The 19,455-nt window shown below is 36.5% G+C and carries 12 protein-coding genes; 5 read left to right on the top strand and 7 right to left on the bottom strand.

Annotated elements, in window-relative coordinates:
* Positions 1 to 4: 4 nt before the first annotated feature.
* The 3 genes from iscR to trmJ form a co-directional block, all read right to left on the bottom strand.
* Entirely contained in the window at positions 5 to 517 is a 513-nt protein-coding gene (iscR, locus tag H4J70_RS12130; RefSeq protein WP_070376086.1) for a Fe-S cluster assembly transcriptional regulator IscR, read from the bottom strand.
* Between the two features lie 172 nt (positions 518 to 689).
* On the bottom strand, positions 690 to 1,496 hold the full coding sequence (gene cysE, locus H4J70_RS12125) for a serine O-acetyltransferase (protein ID WP_182215031.1): 807 nt from the start codon (positions 1,494 to 1,496) through the stop codon (positions 690 to 692).
* A gap of 115 nt (positions 1,497 to 1,611) precedes the next feature.
* Positions 1,612 to 2,418 carry a tRNA (cytosine(32)/uridine(32)-2'-O)-methyltransferase TrmJ gene (trmJ, locus tag H4J70_RS12120; protein ID WP_182215033.1) on the bottom strand — a complete coding sequence of 269 codons (807 nt, stop codon included), beginning with the start codon at positions 2,416 to 2,418 and terminating at the stop codon, positions 1,612 to 1,614.
* A 351-nt stretch (positions 2,419 to 2,769) separates the two neighbouring features.
* Between trmJ and suhB the strand changes: the two genes are divergently transcribed.
* Together suhB and H4J70_RS12110 are read left to right on the top strand one after the other, a co-directional pair.
* On the top strand, positions 2,770 to 3,573 hold the full coding sequence (suhB, locus tag H4J70_RS12115) for an inositol-1-monophosphatase (RefSeq protein WP_070376083.1): 804 nt from the start codon (positions 2,770 to 2,772) through the stop codon (positions 3,571 to 3,573).
* Between the two features lie 170 nt (positions 3,574 to 3,743).
* Positions 3,744 to 6,611, top strand: a complete 2,868-nt coding sequence (locus H4J70_RS12110; RefSeq protein WP_182251214.1) for a pitrilysin family protein — start codon at positions 3,744 to 3,746, stop codon at positions 6,609 to 6,611.
* 84 nt (positions 6,612 to 6,695) lie between these two features.
* Here the strand turns inward: H4J70_RS12110 and H4J70_RS12105 are convergent, their stop codons facing one another.
* The 3 genes from H4J70_RS12105 to prmB are packed head-to-tail and all read right to left on the bottom strand — an operon-like array spanning position 6,696 to position 9,978.
* Positions 6,696 to 7,859, bottom strand: a complete 1,164-nt coding sequence (locus tag H4J70_RS12105; protein ID WP_182222082.1) for an MFS transporter — start codon at positions 7,857 to 7,859, stop codon at positions 6,696 to 6,698.
* Positions 7,860 to 7,888: 29 nt separating this feature from the next.
* The gene (gene aroC / locus H4J70_RS12100; RefSeq protein WP_070376082.1) at positions 7,889 to 8,980 is read right to left on the bottom strand and encodes a chorismate synthase; all 1,092 of its coding nucleotides are present in this window, start codon (positions 8,978 to 8,980) and stop codon (positions 7,889 to 7,891) included.
* Between the two features lie 53 nt (positions 8,981 to 9,033).
* The gene (gene prmB / locus H4J70_RS12095; RefSeq protein WP_182215039.1) at positions 9,034 to 9,978 is read right to left on the bottom strand and encodes a 50S ribosomal protein L3 N(5)-glutamine methyltransferase; all 945 of its coding nucleotides are present in this window, start codon (positions 9,976 to 9,978) and stop codon (positions 9,034 to 9,036) included.
* Between the two features lie 282 nt (positions 9,979 to 10,260).
* Here prmB and smrB point away from each other — a divergent pair, with 282 nt between their 5' ends.
* Positions 10,261 to 10,818: an endonuclease SmrB gene (smrB, locus tag H4J70_RS12090; protein WP_182215041.1), complete on the top strand. Its 558-nt coding sequence runs from the start codon at positions 10,261 to 10,263 to the stop codon at positions 10,816 to 10,818.
* Between the two features lie 8 nt (positions 10,819 to 10,826).
* Here smrB and sixA read toward each other — a convergent pair whose 3' ends face one another.
* Positions 10,827 to 11,300 carry a phosphohistidine phosphatase SixA gene (gene sixA / locus H4J70_RS12085; protein WP_182222081.1) on the bottom strand — a complete coding sequence of 158 codons (474 nt, stop codon included), beginning with the start codon at positions 11,298 to 11,300 and terminating at the stop codon, positions 10,827 to 10,829.
* Positions 11,301 to 11,518: 218 nt separating this feature from the next.
* Here sixA and H4J70_RS12080 point away from each other — a divergent pair, with 218 nt between their 5' ends.
* Positions 11,519 to 14,302 (top strand): insulinase family protein, encoded by a 2,784-nt coding sequence (locus tag H4J70_RS12080; protein ID WP_182251213.1) that lies wholly within the window; start codon positions 11,519 to 11,521, stop codon positions 14,300 to 14,302.
* A gap of 259 nt (positions 14,303 to 14,561) precedes the next feature.
* Complete coding sequence (locus H4J70_RS12075; RefSeq protein ID WP_182251212.1) at positions 14,562 to 19,190, top strand: EAL domain-containing protein; 4,629 nt, start codon at positions 14,562 to 14,564, stop codon at positions 19,188 to 19,190.
* Positions 19,191 to 19,455 lie beyond the last annotated feature (265 nt).

The raw sequence follows: 19,455 nt of genomic DNA, 5'->3' as shown, positions 1-19,455 counted from the left end.
GCATTTAGTGCATGTCGTGCATAATATTCTTGGTTTTAATTAATGTTTCTAATGACGGCATAACTTTGTTTGCTCGCGCATGCGCTTTGTCTTGTCGTCTAGACACTAATTTCACATTGCGTTGCTCGACAAGTTCGGCCAACGTTATGTTTTTTAAAAAATCTTCGATTCGGTCACTTAAACCTTCCCACAATGTATGGGTTAAGCATTCGTCACCGTTTTGGCAATTACCTTTACCGTCACATCTCGTCGCTTTAATAGATTCATCAACAGCATTGATAACATCAGCAATCGAAATTTTTGCAGAACACATCCCTAAGCGATAACCTCCGCCAGGACCTCTAATACTATTTACTAAGCCATATTTTCTTAACCGAGAGAATAGTTGTTCTAAATATGACAACGAGATCCCCTGTCGCTCTGAAATATCGGCTAAAGGTACGGGTCCAGTTACTGCATGTATTGCTACATCTAACATAGCAGTTACGGCGTAACGCCCTTTTGAAGTCAGTTTCATTGTGTGCCCCTATCGAATCGTTAGCAATTCTACATAACCTTATAAAATAGTCAACTAAATACCCGACTGTTTTACTCAAGTATTCTACACCTGTTGTAAAAATAAGCAATTAATAGCCAATACCTTAGTTTGATAGGGATCAAACATCGGGTAACTCATCAATTATTTTCTATTAAATTTCGGGATCAAATGACTCCACACGTTTTTCTCGACGTTTAGCTGCCGCTATTTCATCGTCAATAAATTCGCCAACTCGAAGTTCAGGTAGATCCTCTTGACACACTTCACCACCAAGATGATTGACTTCTTTACATAAGTCAGCGACTTTTTTATCCATTAAGTGCATATGATCAAGGACTCGACCAATAGCTTTAGCGACAGGATCAGGATTATCCGCAGATACCGCATAGGCATCGAACCCAAACTTTTTAGCCACTTGGTCACGTTGTTCTTTTTCTGACTGGCTTTTTTCATTAACAATACGTGCCGGAATACCAACAGCTGTTGCATTAGCAGGCACATCTTTCACCACCACAGAGTTTGAGCCAACTTTACCGCCTTTACCGATAGTAATGGGGCCAAGGACTTGAGCTCCTGCACCGATAACCACGTTGTCTTCTAATGTTGGATGACGTTTACCGGCATTCCAGCTTGTGCCTCCTAGAGTAACACCGTGATACAAGGTAACATCGTTACCAATCTCAGCGGTTTCACCAATAACAATCCCCATGCCATGGTCAATAAAAAAGCGACGTCCAAGTGTTGCTCCTGGATGAATTTCAACACCAGTTAACCAACGTGAAAATGTTGATAAGCTACGCGCAAGTAAATACCAGTTATTTTTCCACAACTTATGGCTCAAGCGATGGATCCAAATGGCATGCATACCAGGATAATTGGTGAGAACTTCTAGCGTATTTCGAGCGGCGGGATCTCTATCAAAGACACTTTTAATATCTTCTCTGATACGGCTGAACATATTTCTATCCTTCTATATATTGGTTAAGGCAAGTACCAATATATACCCGTTATCGGTCAAAATGCAGAATTTAGAAGGCACTTTGCATCGAAACGGGTACGATTGCTTACTTTTATTATTCTTTGTTTGCTTCTTTATCATTAGCTTTAGCGGCTCTTTGCACTGAAGCTAAGATTCCACGCATCATTTTGACTTCTTTAACATCGGGACGGGCACGATTAAATAAGCGTCGTAACTTAGTCATCACTAGGCCTGGATGACTCGGCGTTATAAAGCCAGTTTCTTTTAAAGCATCTTCAAAATGTTGATAAAAGCGCTCAGTTTCGTCCATAATCGGATATTCGTCTTCATCAAGCGTCTTTTTGGGTAAATTTTTACTTAAATTTTCGCCTTTTGTTTGAAATGCTTTTTGTTGATCAATTAAAAAACTGGTCCGCACTTCATAACTTAAGGTTTGAACCGCCATCGCTAAGTTCAATGAACTGTAATCAGGATTGGCTGGGATCTGCACATGAAAATGACAAAGTTGTAATTCGTCGTTAGTTAAACCACTGCTTTCACGACCAAAAACTAAAGCAACTGGAAAGTTATAGGCTTCTTCGACAAGTTTTTCTCCACAGCCCCTTGGCTCCAACATTGGCCAAGGTAAAGTACGAGAACGTGCGCTGGTGCCAACAACTAAACCACAATCACTAATAGCTTCCGCTAAAGTAGCAACTACCTTGGCATTTTTTAATACATCAGTAGCCCCTGCAGCTAAAGCTTGTGCTTGACCATTTGGCATTTCAATAGGATCAACTAATATAAGTTCACTTAACCCCATTGTTTTCATAGCGCGTGCGGCTGAACCAATATTACGACAATCGGAAGTATTAACTAATACAATCCGAACATTACTTAAAAGTGATGATTGCTCTGACATTATCTTAAATTACTCAATTTATAGTTAATTTATAAAATAAATTATACCTACTGGTATTAACTATCTAGATGGCTAAAATTAACAATAATATTATCATAGAACATTAACCTTGTGCTGAGAAAAAATCATCAAATTTATTGAAAATGGTTAGTGCGAAAAATTATGTGTTAGTTATTAAACATCTATGAAATTTTTTCTTTGATATTTTATATAAAAAACAATGTCGCTAATTACTGATAACTTTGCTATAATTTTCGCGCTTGAAAATCCGCTCGGCGGCAAGCCTCGTTCTTTATAAAAGTTGTTATACTGTTTAATTCTATTTACAAATATGTAAAAGGTAGTCTCTATATGCATCCTATGCTTAATATTGGTATTCGCGCTGCGCGTAACGCAGGTAAAGTTATTGTTCGTGCCATCGAACAGTTAGATAAAGTTGAAGTTCAAGCAAAAGGGACAAATGATTTTGTCACTAGTGCTGACCTAAGCGCTGAAGAAGCCATTATTGAAACATTAAAAAAATCATACCCTAACCATACAATTATTGGTGAAGAATGTGGTGTGATTAAAGGAAAAGATGACGACTTCCAGTGGGTTATTGATCCAATAAACGGTACAACGAACTTTATTAAAGGCATTCCACATTTTTCAGTGTCTATTGCTTTGAAAGTCAAAGGTAAATTAGATCAAGCTATCATCTTTGATCCTTCTCGCGGTGAACTTTTTACTGCTAGTCGTGGTAAAGGCGCACAACTCAATGGCTTTCGTATTCGCGTAAAACAACATAAAGAACTCTCTGGTGCAATTGTTGCCACAGGTTTCCCATTTAAGCACAAGCAACACAGCAACGCTTACTTAGAAATGTTTAAAACATTATTTACTAAATCATCAGATCTTCGCAGCTCGGGCTCTCCAGCTTTAGATTTAGCTTATGTCGCTGCCGGACGTGTTGATGGATATTTCCAAATTGGTTTAAAACCTTGGGAATCTGCTGCTGGTGAATTATTAATTATTGAAGCCGGTGGTTTAGTCACTGATTTCGTTGGCGATCACAACCATACTGTTTCAGGTAATATTGTTGCTGCTTGTCCTCGTTTATTAAAAACTATTCTAAAAGATATCCGCCCTCACTTAGGTGAAGCGTTAAATAAATAGTCACAGTTTACATAAACAGATTTGAAAGAAGCGCTTACGGCGCTTTTTTTATACCTTGGTAATATTTATTAACATTAAATTTACTTTATATCGTTACTTTTATTGGTGTTTGGATAAATAAAAGGCACAATATCAGCAATATTATTAATCATTAAAATAAGGTTTCACTCATGAAGTGGGCAGCGCTAAGCTTTTCATTATTAACCGTTCTTGCGAACACTGGCTGTAATACAGCAGAAAAATCAATTAACTCAGTAACAATCAGCCAACAATCTGAACAGACGAATGTGGTTGATAGCGCTATAAATATTGAATATAGCAAGTTCGTCTTAGCTAACGGTTTAGAAGTTGTATTTCATATAGACCGTTCAGACCCAGTTGTTGCTGTTGCATTAACGGCACATGTTGGATCTGCTCGTGAAACACAAGGACGAACAGGCTTTGCTCATTTATTTGAACATTTGCTCTTTCTCGAGTCTGAAAACCTGGGTAAAGGTGGATTAGACAAAATGAGTGCCCGTATTGGCGGCTCAGGTGCAAACGGCTCGACTAGCCGCGATAGAACAAATTATTATCAAACTGTCCCCAATGACGCTTTAGAAAAAATGATCTGGGCAGAAGCTGACAAACTAGGTTTTTTTATCAATACGGTGACCGAAGAAGTACTCGCTAAAGAAAAACAAGTGGTTAAAAATGAAAAAAGACAAAGTTATGACAACCGCCCTTATGGTCATACACAGTATGTTATTGATAAAAATCTTTATCCAGAGAGTCACCCTTACAACTGGCAAGTGATTGGTTCATTATCTGATTTACAAAACTCAACACTTCAAGATGTTAAAGATTTCTTTAAAAGCTGGTATGTCCCCAATAATGTTACCTTGGTTATTGCCGGTGACTTTGATGAAGCACAAGCAAAAGCTTGGGTACATAAGTATTTTGATGAGATTAAGGCGGGTAATGAAATATCGCCCCTCGCCAAGCAAGCTGCAAATCTAACAACAACCAAGAAAATTTATCATGAAGATAATTTTGCTAAGTTACCCGAACTCAGCCTAACTTGGCCGACAGTCCCACAATATCACTCAGACAGTTACGCATTAAATGTTTTAGTTGAATTGCTCAGTGATGGTAAGAAAGCCTTACTCAATAAAAAGCTAATTGATGAATTAACCTTAACCTCTCGAGTAACCATGTATCACTACCAATCAGAGTTGGCTGGCCAATTAATGGTAAAGGTACGAGGCTTTGAGAACACTGACTTAAACCAGATTGACCAAGCAATTAGTCAAGCACTTAGCGAGTTTGAAAAAAAAGGTTTTAGTGATGAAGATCTTGCTACGATTAAGGCAGGTCAAGAAACAGCCTTCTATCGTGGGCTTTCAAGTGTATTAGGTAAGGGCTTTAAATTAGCACAATATAATATTTTCACTCAGGATCCTGGTTTTATTAACCAAGAAGCTAAAAATATTTTAGCCGTCAACAAAGCAGATGTTTTACGTGTTTATCATCAATATATTAAAGACAAAAGTTTTGTTGCCACCAGTTTTGTACCGAAAGGCCAAAAAGACTTAGCATTAGAAAACTCTATAAAAGCACAAATTATTGAAGAAAAAATTGTCGCTAATGCAGAGCAAAGTTTTGATGCTGGCCAGCAATCACGTTATGTAAATACGCCTTCAAGTTTCGATCGAGCGAGTGAACCTAAATATGGTGAAGCCCCAACGCTATCGGTACCTACCGTTTGGCAAAGTCAGTTAAGCAATGGGCTACATTTTTACGGGATAAAAAATAGCGAAGTCCCTTTAGTACAGCTTGAGATAACGGTTGCTGGTGGCTTATTATTTGATGATATACAAAAAGTCGGTGTCGCCAACTTAGTCGCTGAAATGATGAATAAAGGGACCAAGTATAAAAGCCCTCAACAACTAGAAGAAGCGATTAATAAACTTGGCGCTACCATTAGTATTTATGCAACTCAAGAATCAATAAAGCTATCAGCCAGTACTTTAGCAAGAAACTATCAAGCAACTGTCGACTTGATCACAGAGATGCTCTTAGCACCTCGTTGGGATGAAAAAGAGTTTACTCTCACCAAGCAAGATATTATTAGTCAAATAATACAACAGCAAACCAACCCCAACCAATTGGCTAATAACCAAATGAATAAATTACTTTATGGTAAAACTCATATTTTATCGAATAACTTATTAGGGACATTATTGTCTGTTGAGGAAATCACTTTAGCTGATTTAAAAATATTTTATCAAACAAAACTGTCGCCAAATTTAACGGATATTCATATTGTTGGCGATATCGATGAAACAAGCGTATTAACGGCTTTTAAAAAATTAGAAAATAATTGGCTTAATACTAAAGCTGTTTTGCCTAAGATGTTACCAGCAGCGCTACCCACATCATCAACCCTATATTTTTATGATGTGCCCGATGCTAAGCAATCGCAGTTGAGAATTGGCTTCCCAGCCTTAAATGCTATGCATAAAGATTTCTATAGTGCTCAAGTGATGAATTATATTCTAGGCGGCGGTAGTTTCGCTTCAAAACTCACCCAAGAATTACGTGAAGGAAAAGGTTATACCTACGGCGTGCGTTCAAGTTTTAGCGGCAGTAAATCAAGTGGCGAGTTTATCATTAGCAGTGGTGTGCGCACCAATGTCACATTAGAGGCTACAGCATTAATAAAATCGCTGGTAGAAAATTATCAAACTGATTTTACTGACCAAGATTTAGCAACTACTCAAAGCTATTATTTAAAGAGTAATGCGAGAAAATTCGAAACATATAACGCTAAACTGACCATGTTAGAAAATATTAGCCAGTACAACTTGCCGATAAACTATGTATTAGCACGAGCAAAATCAGTTGAAAGCTTAACTTTGGCTAACGTCAAGTCTTTAGCCAATCAACATTTACACCATCAACAAATGATTTACTTAGTGGTAGGTGATGCAAAATCGCAACTACCACGTCTAAAAGCATTAGGTTTAGGAGAACCTATTCTTATAAATGCTAATTAATTAGAAAGATGAATGTCAGCCTAGTGATTAACCACTAGGCTGAAAAATATATTGAGTATAAAAGGATGAGAACGCGGATAAGTATTAGCCACTGACATTAACTTGTTGCCTATCTTGCATGAATAACACTAACACAAAGCCAATAAATGCTGCAGATGCCGCTAGGTTATAGGCAAGTTCACTGCCTTGCCCTCCTTGCCAAACGATACCAGCAATATAAGCGCCAATCGCGCCACCTAGACCATAAACACCACCGATATAAATAGCTTGGCCACGATTTTGTTGGTCGTGATTAAAATGTTGATGGATAAATTGGATAGAAACACTATGGTACAAACCAAAACTCAGCGCATGTATGCACTGTACTAAAACAAGTACCCAAATGACATCGGCAAAACTACCCGTCATAAACCAACGTAACGAGGTGAGTAATATACTGATGGCCAGCAAGGTTTTTAGTCGGAAGTATCGAAAGAATATACTCGCATAGATAAAAATAAGAATTTCAGCCAATACCGAGATGGTAATGAAGATACCAACCGCAAATCCTGGATAAGCGAGCTCACGAAGGTAAAGCGCAAAAAAACCATAATAAGGACCAAAACTCATTTGTAACATCAGGCCAGCAAGAAAAAAGAATATAAATGAGCGACTGAATATTTTATCGCTGATTTTTTCGATTTGCTGCACAGGATTTTTAGTCTTTTTTGCAGGGTGGAGTTTCATGCTTGAAAGAAATAGTCCCGCCAGCACAATGACACCTAAATAAGTAAAAGCATCTGCGGAATACCGTTCAATTAAATCCCCGGCTATCACAGCCAAGAAAATAAAACCGATACTGCCCCATAAGCGTATACGCGCATAAATTTTAGCACTACGTCTAATAGAATTAAGAGTAAGCACTTCAAGCTGAGGTAAAACAGCGGTCCAGAACAAGCTAAAAATCGCTAAACAAAAAACAACAGGCCAATAACCATTTAGCCAAAAAAGTAATGAAAAGCTCAATAATGCCAACAAGGCACCGCTGCGAATAATGGTTAATTGTTTACCTGATTTATCGGCGGCAAAAGCCCAAAAGGTTGGACCGATGATTTTAGTGGCTGTAATAATAGCCAGAATCTCACCTATTTCAATTGAGCTGAAGCTTTTGGCATCAAGAAAAACAGGTAGAAAAGGAATGATCAAGCCTAAGATAGCAAAATACCAAAAGTAACTCGAAGACAGTCTGACGAACTTAACTGATGTCATCACTTTTGGTATTTAATAATAAAGACGACTTAGGCTTCTATATCAGGTGTTACACAAACGACATCAGCATTTTGTCCACGATGACGTAAAAAATGATCCATCAAGGTTAGTGCTAACATAGCTTCAGCAATAGGAACCGCACGAATACCCACACAAGGGTCGTGGCGACCTTTAGTCACTAAGTCAGTCGCTTTACCATCTAAATCAATGGTTTTACCACTAACACCAATACTTGAAGTTGGTTTCATCGCAATATTTGCAACAATACTTTGTCCTGATGAAATTCCGCCTAAAATGCCTCCACTGTGGTTACTTGCAAAACCCTCAGGCGTTAACTCATCGCGGTGCTCAGAGCCTCTTTGATTGACGACAGCAAAACCATCACCAATCTCAACACCTTTAACAGCATTTATGCCCATAAGCGCATGAGCGATATCTGCGTCCATTCGATCAAAGATAGGTTCACCTAAACCAACAGGAACGTTAGTGGCTCGCACCATAATTTTAGCGCCAATAGAATCCTTTTCACGAATAATACCACGCAATAATTCGTCTAAGGCTTCAAGTTTAGTTTCGTCAGGAAAGAAAAATGGATTATTTTCTACAATATCCCAATCAATATTAGTTGCGCAAACATCACCTATTTGGGTAACACACCCTTGAATTTCAACGTTAAATTTTTCTTTTAAGTACTTTTTAGCTACGGCGCCTGCGGCGACTCGCATAGCGGTTTCACGTGCTGACGATCTTCCGCCGCCACGATAGTCACGAATACCATATTTTTGCCAATAGGTATAATCGGCATGACCTGGACGAAAGCTTTGCGCGATATTTCCATAATCTTTTGAACGTTGATCGGTATTTTCAATTAACAGCCCAATAGGCGTTCCTGTGGTTTTGCCTTCAAAAACACCCGACATTATTTTAACCTGATCGGCTTCACGACGTGCCGTAGTATAACGAGAAGTGCCAGGACGACGACGGTCAAGATCATCTTGTAAGTCAGCTTCTGATAAGGCGAGTCCTGGCGGACAACCATCAATAATTGCACCTAAGCCTAAACCATGGCTTTCACCAAATGATGTTACGGTAAATAATTTTCCAAAGGTATTGCCTGACATGAATATATCTTCTCTCTATTATTTGAATACACGATTACGGTAAATAAGCTAAATTACTTTTGTTCAAATGCTTGCGTTAAACTGTTCTGATGGCTTGTTAACTGTTCTTTAGTCAACATAAACACACCATGACCACCATTTTTAAAGGTTAACCACGTAAAAGGCACCTGTGGATAAACATGCTCAACATGAATTTGAGAGTTACCTACTTCACAAATTAACACACCGTTCTCATTTAAATGACTCGCCGCTTGAGCAAGAATTTCACGAACAATATCTAAGCCATCGACACCCGAACCTAAGCCCATTTCAGGTTCATGCAAGTATTCTTGCGGTAATGCGTCAACGTCTTCTTGATCAACATAAGGTGGGTTGGTTACGATTAAATCATAACTTAGCCCCTCAACCCCAGAAAAAACGTCAGATTGAATTGGAATAACTTGTTCTGTTAAACCATGATTTTCAATATTAATTTGTGCAACATTTAATGCATCAATTGATAAGTCGAGCGCATCAACCTCGGATTCAGGGAACGCTACCGCACAAGCAATGGCAATACAGCCGCTTCCCGTACATAAATCAAGAATACGTTTAGGTGGATTTTCGGGTGAAAAATTTGGCGAAAAGTGTTGCTCTATTAATTCACCAATAGGGGAGCGTGGCACTAAAACCCGCTCATCGACATAAAAGGGTAAGCCAACAAACTGGGCATGATTGGTTAAATATGCAGCCGGCAGTTGTTCGACGATACGTCGTTCAATTAAGGCCAATACCGCTGATTTTTCAGTTGATGTTAAACGACAATTAAACACTTGTTCATTTAACTCTACTGGCAAGTTTAAAGCGAACATCACTAAAGTTATAGCTTCATGCCACGCATTATTAGTACCGTGACCAAAAAAAAGCTCGGCTTGATTAAATTCACTGGTGGCAAACCGTAGATAATCACCTATGGTAAACAGTTCATCCTTAATCGGTGAAAAATCAACTTCGTTCACATTTACTCTCTTTATTTAACAAGTTTTATAAGGGGTACTATAACAATTAAATTAATTCATGGTGCAAATTTAAATGAAGATAAATTTTCAAGAACAAGACGATTGATTGACTAATAGCTGGCTATTGGGATTAAAAGCAACGCTGTTTTTGGATATTTAGAGCATTAACATTGATCATTGAGTTAATTTACTCGGTATTATAACCTTTTGCTTGTTATTGCCCACAGATGTTTTTAGAATTTGAATTGTTTTCCCTCTTAAAGTAAGAATGTAGTTTCCAAGATGAAATTTAAAGACGCATTGACACCCGATGAGAAAGATTTATTTATGCAGGCTATTGGTAAAGTAAAGCCAATTGTGCAAGATAAAATTGCGCCTATAAAAAAGCAAAGCCAAAATCAATCTTTACATCTTGGAAAAAACAAAGCAGATGCGAAGAAAAAACAACATGCTGAGTTCTACTTTTCTGATGAGTTTGAACCAAATCTGAATCAGCAAGGGCCGATGAAATATGTGCGTGAAGATGTTGACAGCTTTGAGGCTAAAAATTTAAGACGCGGTCAGTACGCACCCGATTTAATTTTAGATTTACATGGTTTAGATCAGAAAACAGCCAAGTTAGAAATTGCCGCGCTAATGTTTGCTTGTAAAAAAGAACATGCGAAGTGTGTCTGTATTGTACATGGCTTAGGTTCACAGGTACTAAAGAATAAAGTCCCACATTGGCTAGTGCAACACCCTGACGTAATGGCTTTTCATCAAGCACCACTTGAGTGGGGTGGTAATGGCGCATTATTGGTTTTAGTTGAACTTAATGATCGCTTCGCTGATATTATCTAACCAAAGCGCTAAAGACTGTTGGGTGTCGTATGCGAAACTAACTGCCCTTTCGCGGTACTTATATCATAATCAATAACCGCAATAGAGGCAGTTTCAAATAACGGCGCATGTTGACCACAGGTAAACTCTTCCACTAAATAACAGACCAAAGGCATATGTGAAACAATAAGTACATTTGCCTGGGCATTATCGATGAAAGTGACATCAATATAATTATGCATTTGTTGAGCTGAGTCTTCTGGCGTTATAAATTCAAGCGTGGTTAGAGTTGTTGTTGTTGCTAAGATGTTTTTTACAATTTTTGCGGTTTGTTGAGCGCGAACATAAGGGCTAACAAAAATAGCATCAAAATGCTCTTTTTGATGGACCAATTTCTTTGCCATCATTTCAGCTTCACGTTGACCAACGGCAGTTAATTCACGACCTTTATCAGAAGGAGCCATTGCTTGAGCTTGACCATGTCGCATTACAAATATTCGCATAAATTTTCCAAATAACATCATTTTTTCAAATCGATGGCATTTTAGCGCTTATTTCAGTCTATAGTATAGATAATTAATAGATAAATTAAGAATACAATAGACTCTAGTTGGTGCTTCAGGTAATTTAACTAGATAATTAAAATAATCTTAGAAACAAACGCTTACCTTTCCAGTGTTCGTCACAAATGAGGTTGCTGCAGTGTTTGCCGGAGCCGATATTGAAAAAAAGCCCAAATGACAACAAGCAATATAAAACCTTAACATTAGCTAATGGCTTGCGTGTTCTATTAGTTCACAACGAACAAACCAATAAATCAGCTGCAGCATTGGCAGTAAATATTGGCCACTTTAGTGACCCCAGCAACCGTGAAGGTTTAGCCCATTTTCTAGAACACATGCTATTTTTAGGCACTAAGTCTTATCCAGACGGCAGTGAATATCAAAAATATATTAGTCAACATGGCGGTAGTAATAATGCATGGACAGCAACTGAGCACACCTGTTTTTTCTTCGATATCCAACATCAACATTTTACTTTTGCTTTAGATCGTTTTAGCCAATTCTTTATCAGTCCTTTACTCTCACAAGAGTTTGTTGAAAAAGAACGCCAAAATGTTGATGCTGAATTTAAACTTAAACTTAAAGACGATATTCGTCGTCTATACGATGTTCACAAAGAGACGATTAATCAAGCCCATCCGTTTTCAAAATTCTCGGTTGGTTCAATTGATACTCTAGCAGACAGAAAAGAAAGCGATCTGACAACCGAAATACGTGATTTTTTTCAACAGCATTATCGTGCCAACATAATGACACTTGTATTAGAGGGCCCACAGTCACTTGATGAGTTATCACAATTAGCAAAGAATAAATTTACCGATATAAAAGCCGCAACCTCAAGCCCCAAAATAATAGATATACCGCTTTATTTACCTGAACACCAACAAATAAAAATTAATGTAAAACCGGTAAAGAATGACAGGCAACTTATTGTTAGTTTTGCAATGCCCAGCATTGATCCCTACTACCGTAACAAACCAGAATCTATTTTGACCTATTTACTGGGTCATGAGGGTAAAGGCAGTATATTGTCTTATCTTAAAAAACAGCGTTGGGCACTTAGCTTAACCGCTGGTTCAGGAGTAAATGGTTCAAACTTTAAAGATTTCAATTTAAGTATTTCACTTACTGAATTAGGTGAGCAACATATTAACGAAATCATTAGCAGTATTTTTTCTTACCTAAATTTAATGAAGAGCAAACCTGTTGATGAGTTTTATTATCAAGAAAAGCAGGCAATCGCTAATTTAGCGTTCAAGCACCAAGAAAAACTAAAACCATTAGATTCTGTTTGTCAGTTAGTTATTAACATGCAGCATTACGGATCCGAAGATTATATTTACGGTGACTACATAATGGATGGTATGCAACAACAAGAAATCAATGTCTTGTTGGGCTATTTATCAGCAAGCAATATGCGCATTATTCATATTAGTGCGCAAAATGAATTTGATAAAAATAGTTTTTGGTACCAAGTCCCTTTCAGTATTGAAAAAATAACTCAACTGCAAATTAACACTTGGGAAAATGAAGCATTAACAGCTAATTTTTCTTTGCCGCTAAGTAATCCTTATATTGTCGAAGAGCCCAAAATATATCCGTGTCAACCTGTTGCTAAGCAGGGTAATAAAACCCCCAAATTAATTGAAAAAATTGATGGTTTATCTGTATGGTTTAAACAAGACAGTACTTTTATTGTCCCCAAGGGCTATATTTACATAGGTATTGATGCTCCCCTAACGATAAAAGACAGCAAACATATTGCAATGACACGGTTATTTGTTGATTTGTATAGCGATGCTGTTATTGAACAGCATTATGATGCTGAATTAGCTGGAATTCATTACCATTTATTTTCGCACCAAGGTGGTATTACTCTACAACTATCAGGGGTTAGTACTAAACAAGACAAGTTACTCGAACAGTTATTGATAAGTCTAGTCACTGAGGATTTCATTGAAGAAAAGTTTGAGTTATTTAAAAAACAATTAATTAACCACTGGCATAACGCGCAAACCAGTAAATCTATTTCGCAATTATTTTCGATTCTTAGCTCAACAATGCAACCTAAAAACCCAACAAGTAGTTCACTCGCTAACGCGCTAGAAAATACTTCTTTCGAAGAGTTTGTCGCCTTTAGAAAACACTTGTTTGATGAGATAACTATTGAGGCGTTAATGCATGGCAACTGGTTACCTGAACATGCATTGAAATTTAGTGAACAATTAAAAGCAGCATTTAGTCATCATTATTCAGATAAGTATGCCGTTAATGTACCTGTTCTTGATATTGAAGACCAAGGTGACATTCACCTTCCTTTGCATTTACCAGAACATGATCATGCTGCCGTGGTGTATTACCCGTTCGTAGGAAAAGATTTAACAACAATAGCGATAACGATGATCGCCAGCCAAATATTGTCACCCCTATTTTTTCAAGAAATGCGCACTGAAAAACAATTTGGTTATCTGGTAGGAGTTGGCTTCATTCCTATTAATCGTTATCCTGGTATCGCTTTCTATATACAGTCACCGCACGTTGACGCTATTGTTTTAGTAAAAGAAATAAACGAGTTTATTAATAGAGCACAGGACAATTTAACACTGTTATCTGAGCAAGATTGGCAACATATTCAACAAGGTTTGGCGAGTCAATTACAAGAAAAAGACTCAAGTTTACGAATAAAGAGCCAACGATTTTGGGCCGCTATTTGTAATAAAGAAACGAATTTCGATGAGAAACAACAATTGATCAACGTTATTTTATCATTGACGATTGATGATATTAGTCGCTTCTTTACTCAACAACTTTTATTTAACAACAATACCGACAGGATAACCTTAGCAAGTTACCAAGAAAACATTGCAGAAAATGATGAGAAAACATTGCAGCACAATGAAAGTATTGAAAAAAAATTAAAAAATTGTCAAAGAAAATACTAAACCTGCCGATAAAATATTAGGGCTAATGATATTAACTTATCTGAGTATCTAATTCATATAAGGGTAAATAAGTTGACTTAGCTCTAGCCATGATTTTTAATGTGGCTTGATGCAATATAAATAACAAAAATAATAAAATTGCTTGCTTAATTTATACCGTTCAAACGGTCAAATAATTCATTATAAATATTTTTCTTCTATTTTATATTATGAGTGGTGTAAATAAGCCTAATTGAAGCTTCTATCCAAGGTTGTATTTGTGCTTAATTTTTTTCCAAAGACTCATCTGATAAAATACCAACAGTTCTTCCGCATTTTATGCTTACTCACTCTCACATTAATATTTGGTATCCAAAGTGCTTTGGCTGAACAAACAACAGCAACAACAGAAAACCTTATCGCAGAGAGCACCTCACTATCTAGCCAAGCCACTTTAAAATTCAAGCATTTATTAACCACTGATGGCTTAAGCCAAAACAACGTCTTTGATATTGCCCAAGATCTCAATGGTTTTATATGGATAGCGACAGAAGAAGGTCTCAATAGATATGATGGAAAAAACTTCGTACATTATCGAAACAACTTAGAAGACCCTAACTCCATTGCCAATAACTTTATCCGTAAAGTGTTTATTGATAAAGATGGAGTGCTGTGGGTTGGTACCCGGAAAGGTTTAAGTAAATATAATGTACTACTTGATAATTTTGAGAATTATTATCATCAAGAAGGTAATAATGAATCATTAAAAGACGATGTGGTTTGGGATATCTATCAAGATAAAGACAATAATATTTGGGTATCTACCGCAAACGGTATTCATAAATTTAACGAAGCAAATAATCATTTTAAACAAATAAAAATTCACGGACTCGAAAATGAATTAAAAGAAATAAAAACGATTTATCAAGACTTGAAAGGAAACTTTTGGTTTGGCAGCTACGATAATGGGATTTTCTTAGTGAATGAAAACTTAAATTACTCTGCGTCATTACAAAAGAAAAAAAATAAATTTCACATAACCATACCAGCTAATTCATTGTTTGACATAAAAGAAATTAAGGGTAACTACTGGTTAGCAACCGATGATGGTATTTATGTCTTAGATGAAAATTATAATTTAGTTGATCGTTACCACACAACTCATAAAAAAAATAAAATCATTTCAGACAACGTAAGAAGTATAGTGCTCAGTAATAATTCAAAAATTTGGGTTGGCACTAACAATGGTTTGAATATTATAGACCCAAGTTTAAAAAGTATAAGAACCTATCAAAAAAATCAAATACCTAGCAGTCTTTCAGAAAATAGAACCCTAAAAATTATCAAAGATATAACGGGTAACTTATGGCTTGCAACATACGGAAAAGGGGTAAATATATTTTTTAATGACTCGCTTCATTTTGAGCATTATTCAAATGGAAGCACTAGCAGTTACATTGAGTTATTAGCTGAAACAACGGACGGAAAAGTTTGGTTTAATGAACGAAATTCCGGATTGAATTATATAAAAAGTACAACTTCAGGTAATTATATTAATTCAATGAAAAGCAAAGATATTGATCATATAGAAGCTGACAATAAGAATAATTTATGGATAAATACCTCACCAGATAACGACTCTGGTGAATTATTTATTTATAACGTTACTTCTAAAAAAACAGTAAAAGTTGAAGGTTGGAAAGAAAATTCACTTTATGACCAAAGCTATCCTTTTAAAGTTTTTAATAATAAAGTTTGGTTTATAGATACTAATGGCCACCTTACCTCCTATCTGATATCCACAAATGACTTTCATCGATACCAGCCACAAGATAATAAACGTTTAACAACCTTTGATATCGATAATAAAAATAATACCATTTGGTTAACCTCGGCAAATAACCAATTACTCTCTTTTGACTTATCGATATCTTCAGATAGCCAAAGAAAGTTTGATAATCATAATATTGAAGGTATTAAATATTTATCAACAATCGAGATAACTTCAATAAAAGTTTCAGACTTATGGGTTTGGCTAACATCTAAACAAGGTATCTTACTTTATGATAAGAAAAATGAGAAAACTACTTACTTTAATCAAAGTAACAAGTTATTAAACAATTCAATTCAATCTGTTTTGTTAGATAATAAAGAAAATGCTTGGTTTACAACGAATGGAGCTATTTCTTTTATTAATCCAACAACTCAACAAGTTAAAAACTTTGGTAAGGATCTGCACCTTGCTGATAATGAGTTTATCAACAACTCCGCTTTAAAAACAATTAACAATGAGCTTTATTTTGGTAGTCGTGATGGTGTATATAAATTTAATCCACAAAAAGTACTAAAGATTACCCAACAATTGAATTCGCCAAAATTAACAAAATTATTGATAGCTAATAAAAAAATTAATGTAAGGGATAAAGAAGGGCCTTCGAGTAATAGCGAATTCTCTTTAGGTAAACAGTTAAGTCAGTTAAATAATTTAACCTTAAAACACGAACAATCCCCCTTTACCATTGAGTTTATTTCGCCGAATGCAAAATATCCTGACCAAATAGGCTACCGATATCGTTTATTAAACTTAGAAGAGAATTGGATCGAGGCAGGTAAAAATAACTACCGAGCGACCTATACCAACCTGAGTCATGGTGACTACAGCTTTGAAGTTGAAGCCTATGATTTACTCGGTACTGTTCCAAATCAAAAGACTACCTTAAACATTCATATACTGGCTCCTTGGTGGTTATCAAAAAGCGCCATTATTGTTTATGCCCTATTTATATTATTAGTTATTGCTTATTTTGTTCAGCAAATACGCCATAAGCGTTTATTTCACTTACAAATTCAAAAAAGTGAAGAACGTTTGAAGCTTTCTCTATGGGGCAGTGGCGATGAAATGTGGGATTGGAATATAATCACTGGCAAGATATATCGCTCAAATATTTGGGGTATTTTAGAGTTTCCACAAGATGGAAAACGTAATGTCGGCTCCGATAAAACCAACATTAACGAACATGATATCGCGCGAGTTCGTGATGCAATAAACGACCATTTCGATAACGATACCGACCATTTTGAAGCGACCTATCGTGTTAAAAATAAAGATGATAAATGGATATGGGTACTTGATCGCGGAAAAATAGTCGAACGCGATGAAAAAGGCACCCCAACCCGTATGACAGGTACTTTAAAAGATATAAGCCGCATAAAAAAAGCTGATGAACGTTTAAAGTTATTTGCCAAGTGTATTGAAAATATTTCAGATGCGGTTGTTATATACGATCGTGCTTTTAATATTGTTGATGTCAATAAATCTTACCAACGCATCACCCAAAAAACGCGTAAAGAAATGCTTGGTATAACCTTAGAGTTTGCTCAATATCCAAAAAGTTTCACCAAAGATGTAAAAAAGCACTTAATAACCAAAGGCAGTTGGCACGATGAAATCGAAAGTAAACGTGATAATGGCGAAGAGTATTTAACCGACCTTAATATCGATGTGATACTTGATGAGAATAAAAGTATTTCTCATTTTGTTGGTGTATTTTCTGATATAACTAAGCGCAAAGAAACAGAAGCCGAACTGCGAAAACTCGCCAATAGCGATACATTAACAGGCCTGCCTAATCGCTCATATTTTCAAGCTAATCAAACTCTGCTAGTTAATAAAAAAGCCCCTCATGCTCTATTGGTTTTTGATTTAGATAATTTTAAAAAGATTAATGACTCTATGGGACACGAAGTAGGAGACGTACTTCTATGCCAAGTAGCAAAGAGAATGCAAGCTGTTGGTAGAAAGCAAGATACGGTTTACCGCTTAGGTGGTGACGAATTTAGTATTATTATTGAAAACACCAACGATATTCATACGATCACCAGTATTGCTAAAGATGTGCTAACGACCATTGCCCAGCCGCTAAAACTGAGAAATCAAGAAGTGGTTCTTTTTAGTAGCTTAGGTATTGTACTTTATCCTGAAGATGGCATATCCCCGCAAGAGCTACTGAAAAACGCCGATACAGCCATGTACCATGCTAAAAACAATGGTGGTAATAAGTATCAGTTCTTCAGTGATTCGATGAATAAAGCAGCCGTAAAACGCTTACAAGTTGAAAGCTTAATACGCCATGGTTTAAAAGAAGATTCTTTTTCAGTCTTCTATCAACCTAAAATTGAAATTTCTACCGGTAAAGTCGCTGGTATGGAAGCCTTAGTGCGTTTCGAAACCCCTAAAAAAGGCATTATCAGTCCAATAACTTTTATCCCTATATCTGAAGAAACAGGCCAAATAATTGACATTGGCGAGGTGGTTTTAAGAAAGTCATGTTTTGCGACTAAAAAATGGGTTGATGCTGGGCTATTTAGTGGTCGGGTAGCGGTCAATTTATCAGCGGTACAATTTACCCAGCCTAATTTGGTTGGCATGATCGCTGACATTCTCAAAGAAAGCCAATTACCGGCTAAGTACCTTGAATTAGAAATAACGGAAGGTACCGTTATGGACTCTCCCCAAAAAGCCATTGACATTATGTTGCAAATTCGAGCGATGGGTATTCATTTATCGTTAGATGATTTTGGCACGGGTTATTCGTCGCTCGCTTATCTGAAAAAATTTCCATTGAATACCTTAAAAATAGATAAAGCTTTTGTGGATGACATCGAAGAGTCTGAACAAGGACGTAACATGGTTGCGACCATAGTGACAATTGCGCACAACTTAGGCATGCAAGTAGTCGCAGAGGGGGTAGAAACGAATCAACAGCTCAACTTCCTCTCTGGTTTGCGCTGTGAGCAATTACAGGGTTACCTCTATAGTAAACCCTTGCCAGAAAATGACTTTCAGAAATATCTCCTCTCGCACCAAATAACTAACAAATCGACTAATTTTGGTAAAACGTCACGTTAATGTCACTTTGTAAATAAAATGACTAAAAAACGGTACTGCCTTTAACAAAGTTTTGACAAAAATACGATTCCACTAACCCCCCTCTCTAAAAGCCTTATTAAATAAGGCTTTAAATTTTTGGCACACTATATGCTTTAACATTCATGAAATTAATAATAATAATTAAGGAAATATGAATGCTTAGCTCACTTATTTTATCACTAGCAATGTCAACTTCACCTGTTCCAGTAATAGAGTCTGATTCATTTATGATGAATGAAATTGG

The sequence above is a fragment of the Colwellia sp. BRX8-9 genome, from assembly GCF_014077245.1.
Taxonomy (GTDB): domain Bacteria; phylum Pseudomonadota; class Gammaproteobacteria; order Enterobacterales; family Alteromonadaceae; genus Colwellia_A.
This window is presented reverse-complemented; position numbering and strand designations above follow the sequence as displayed.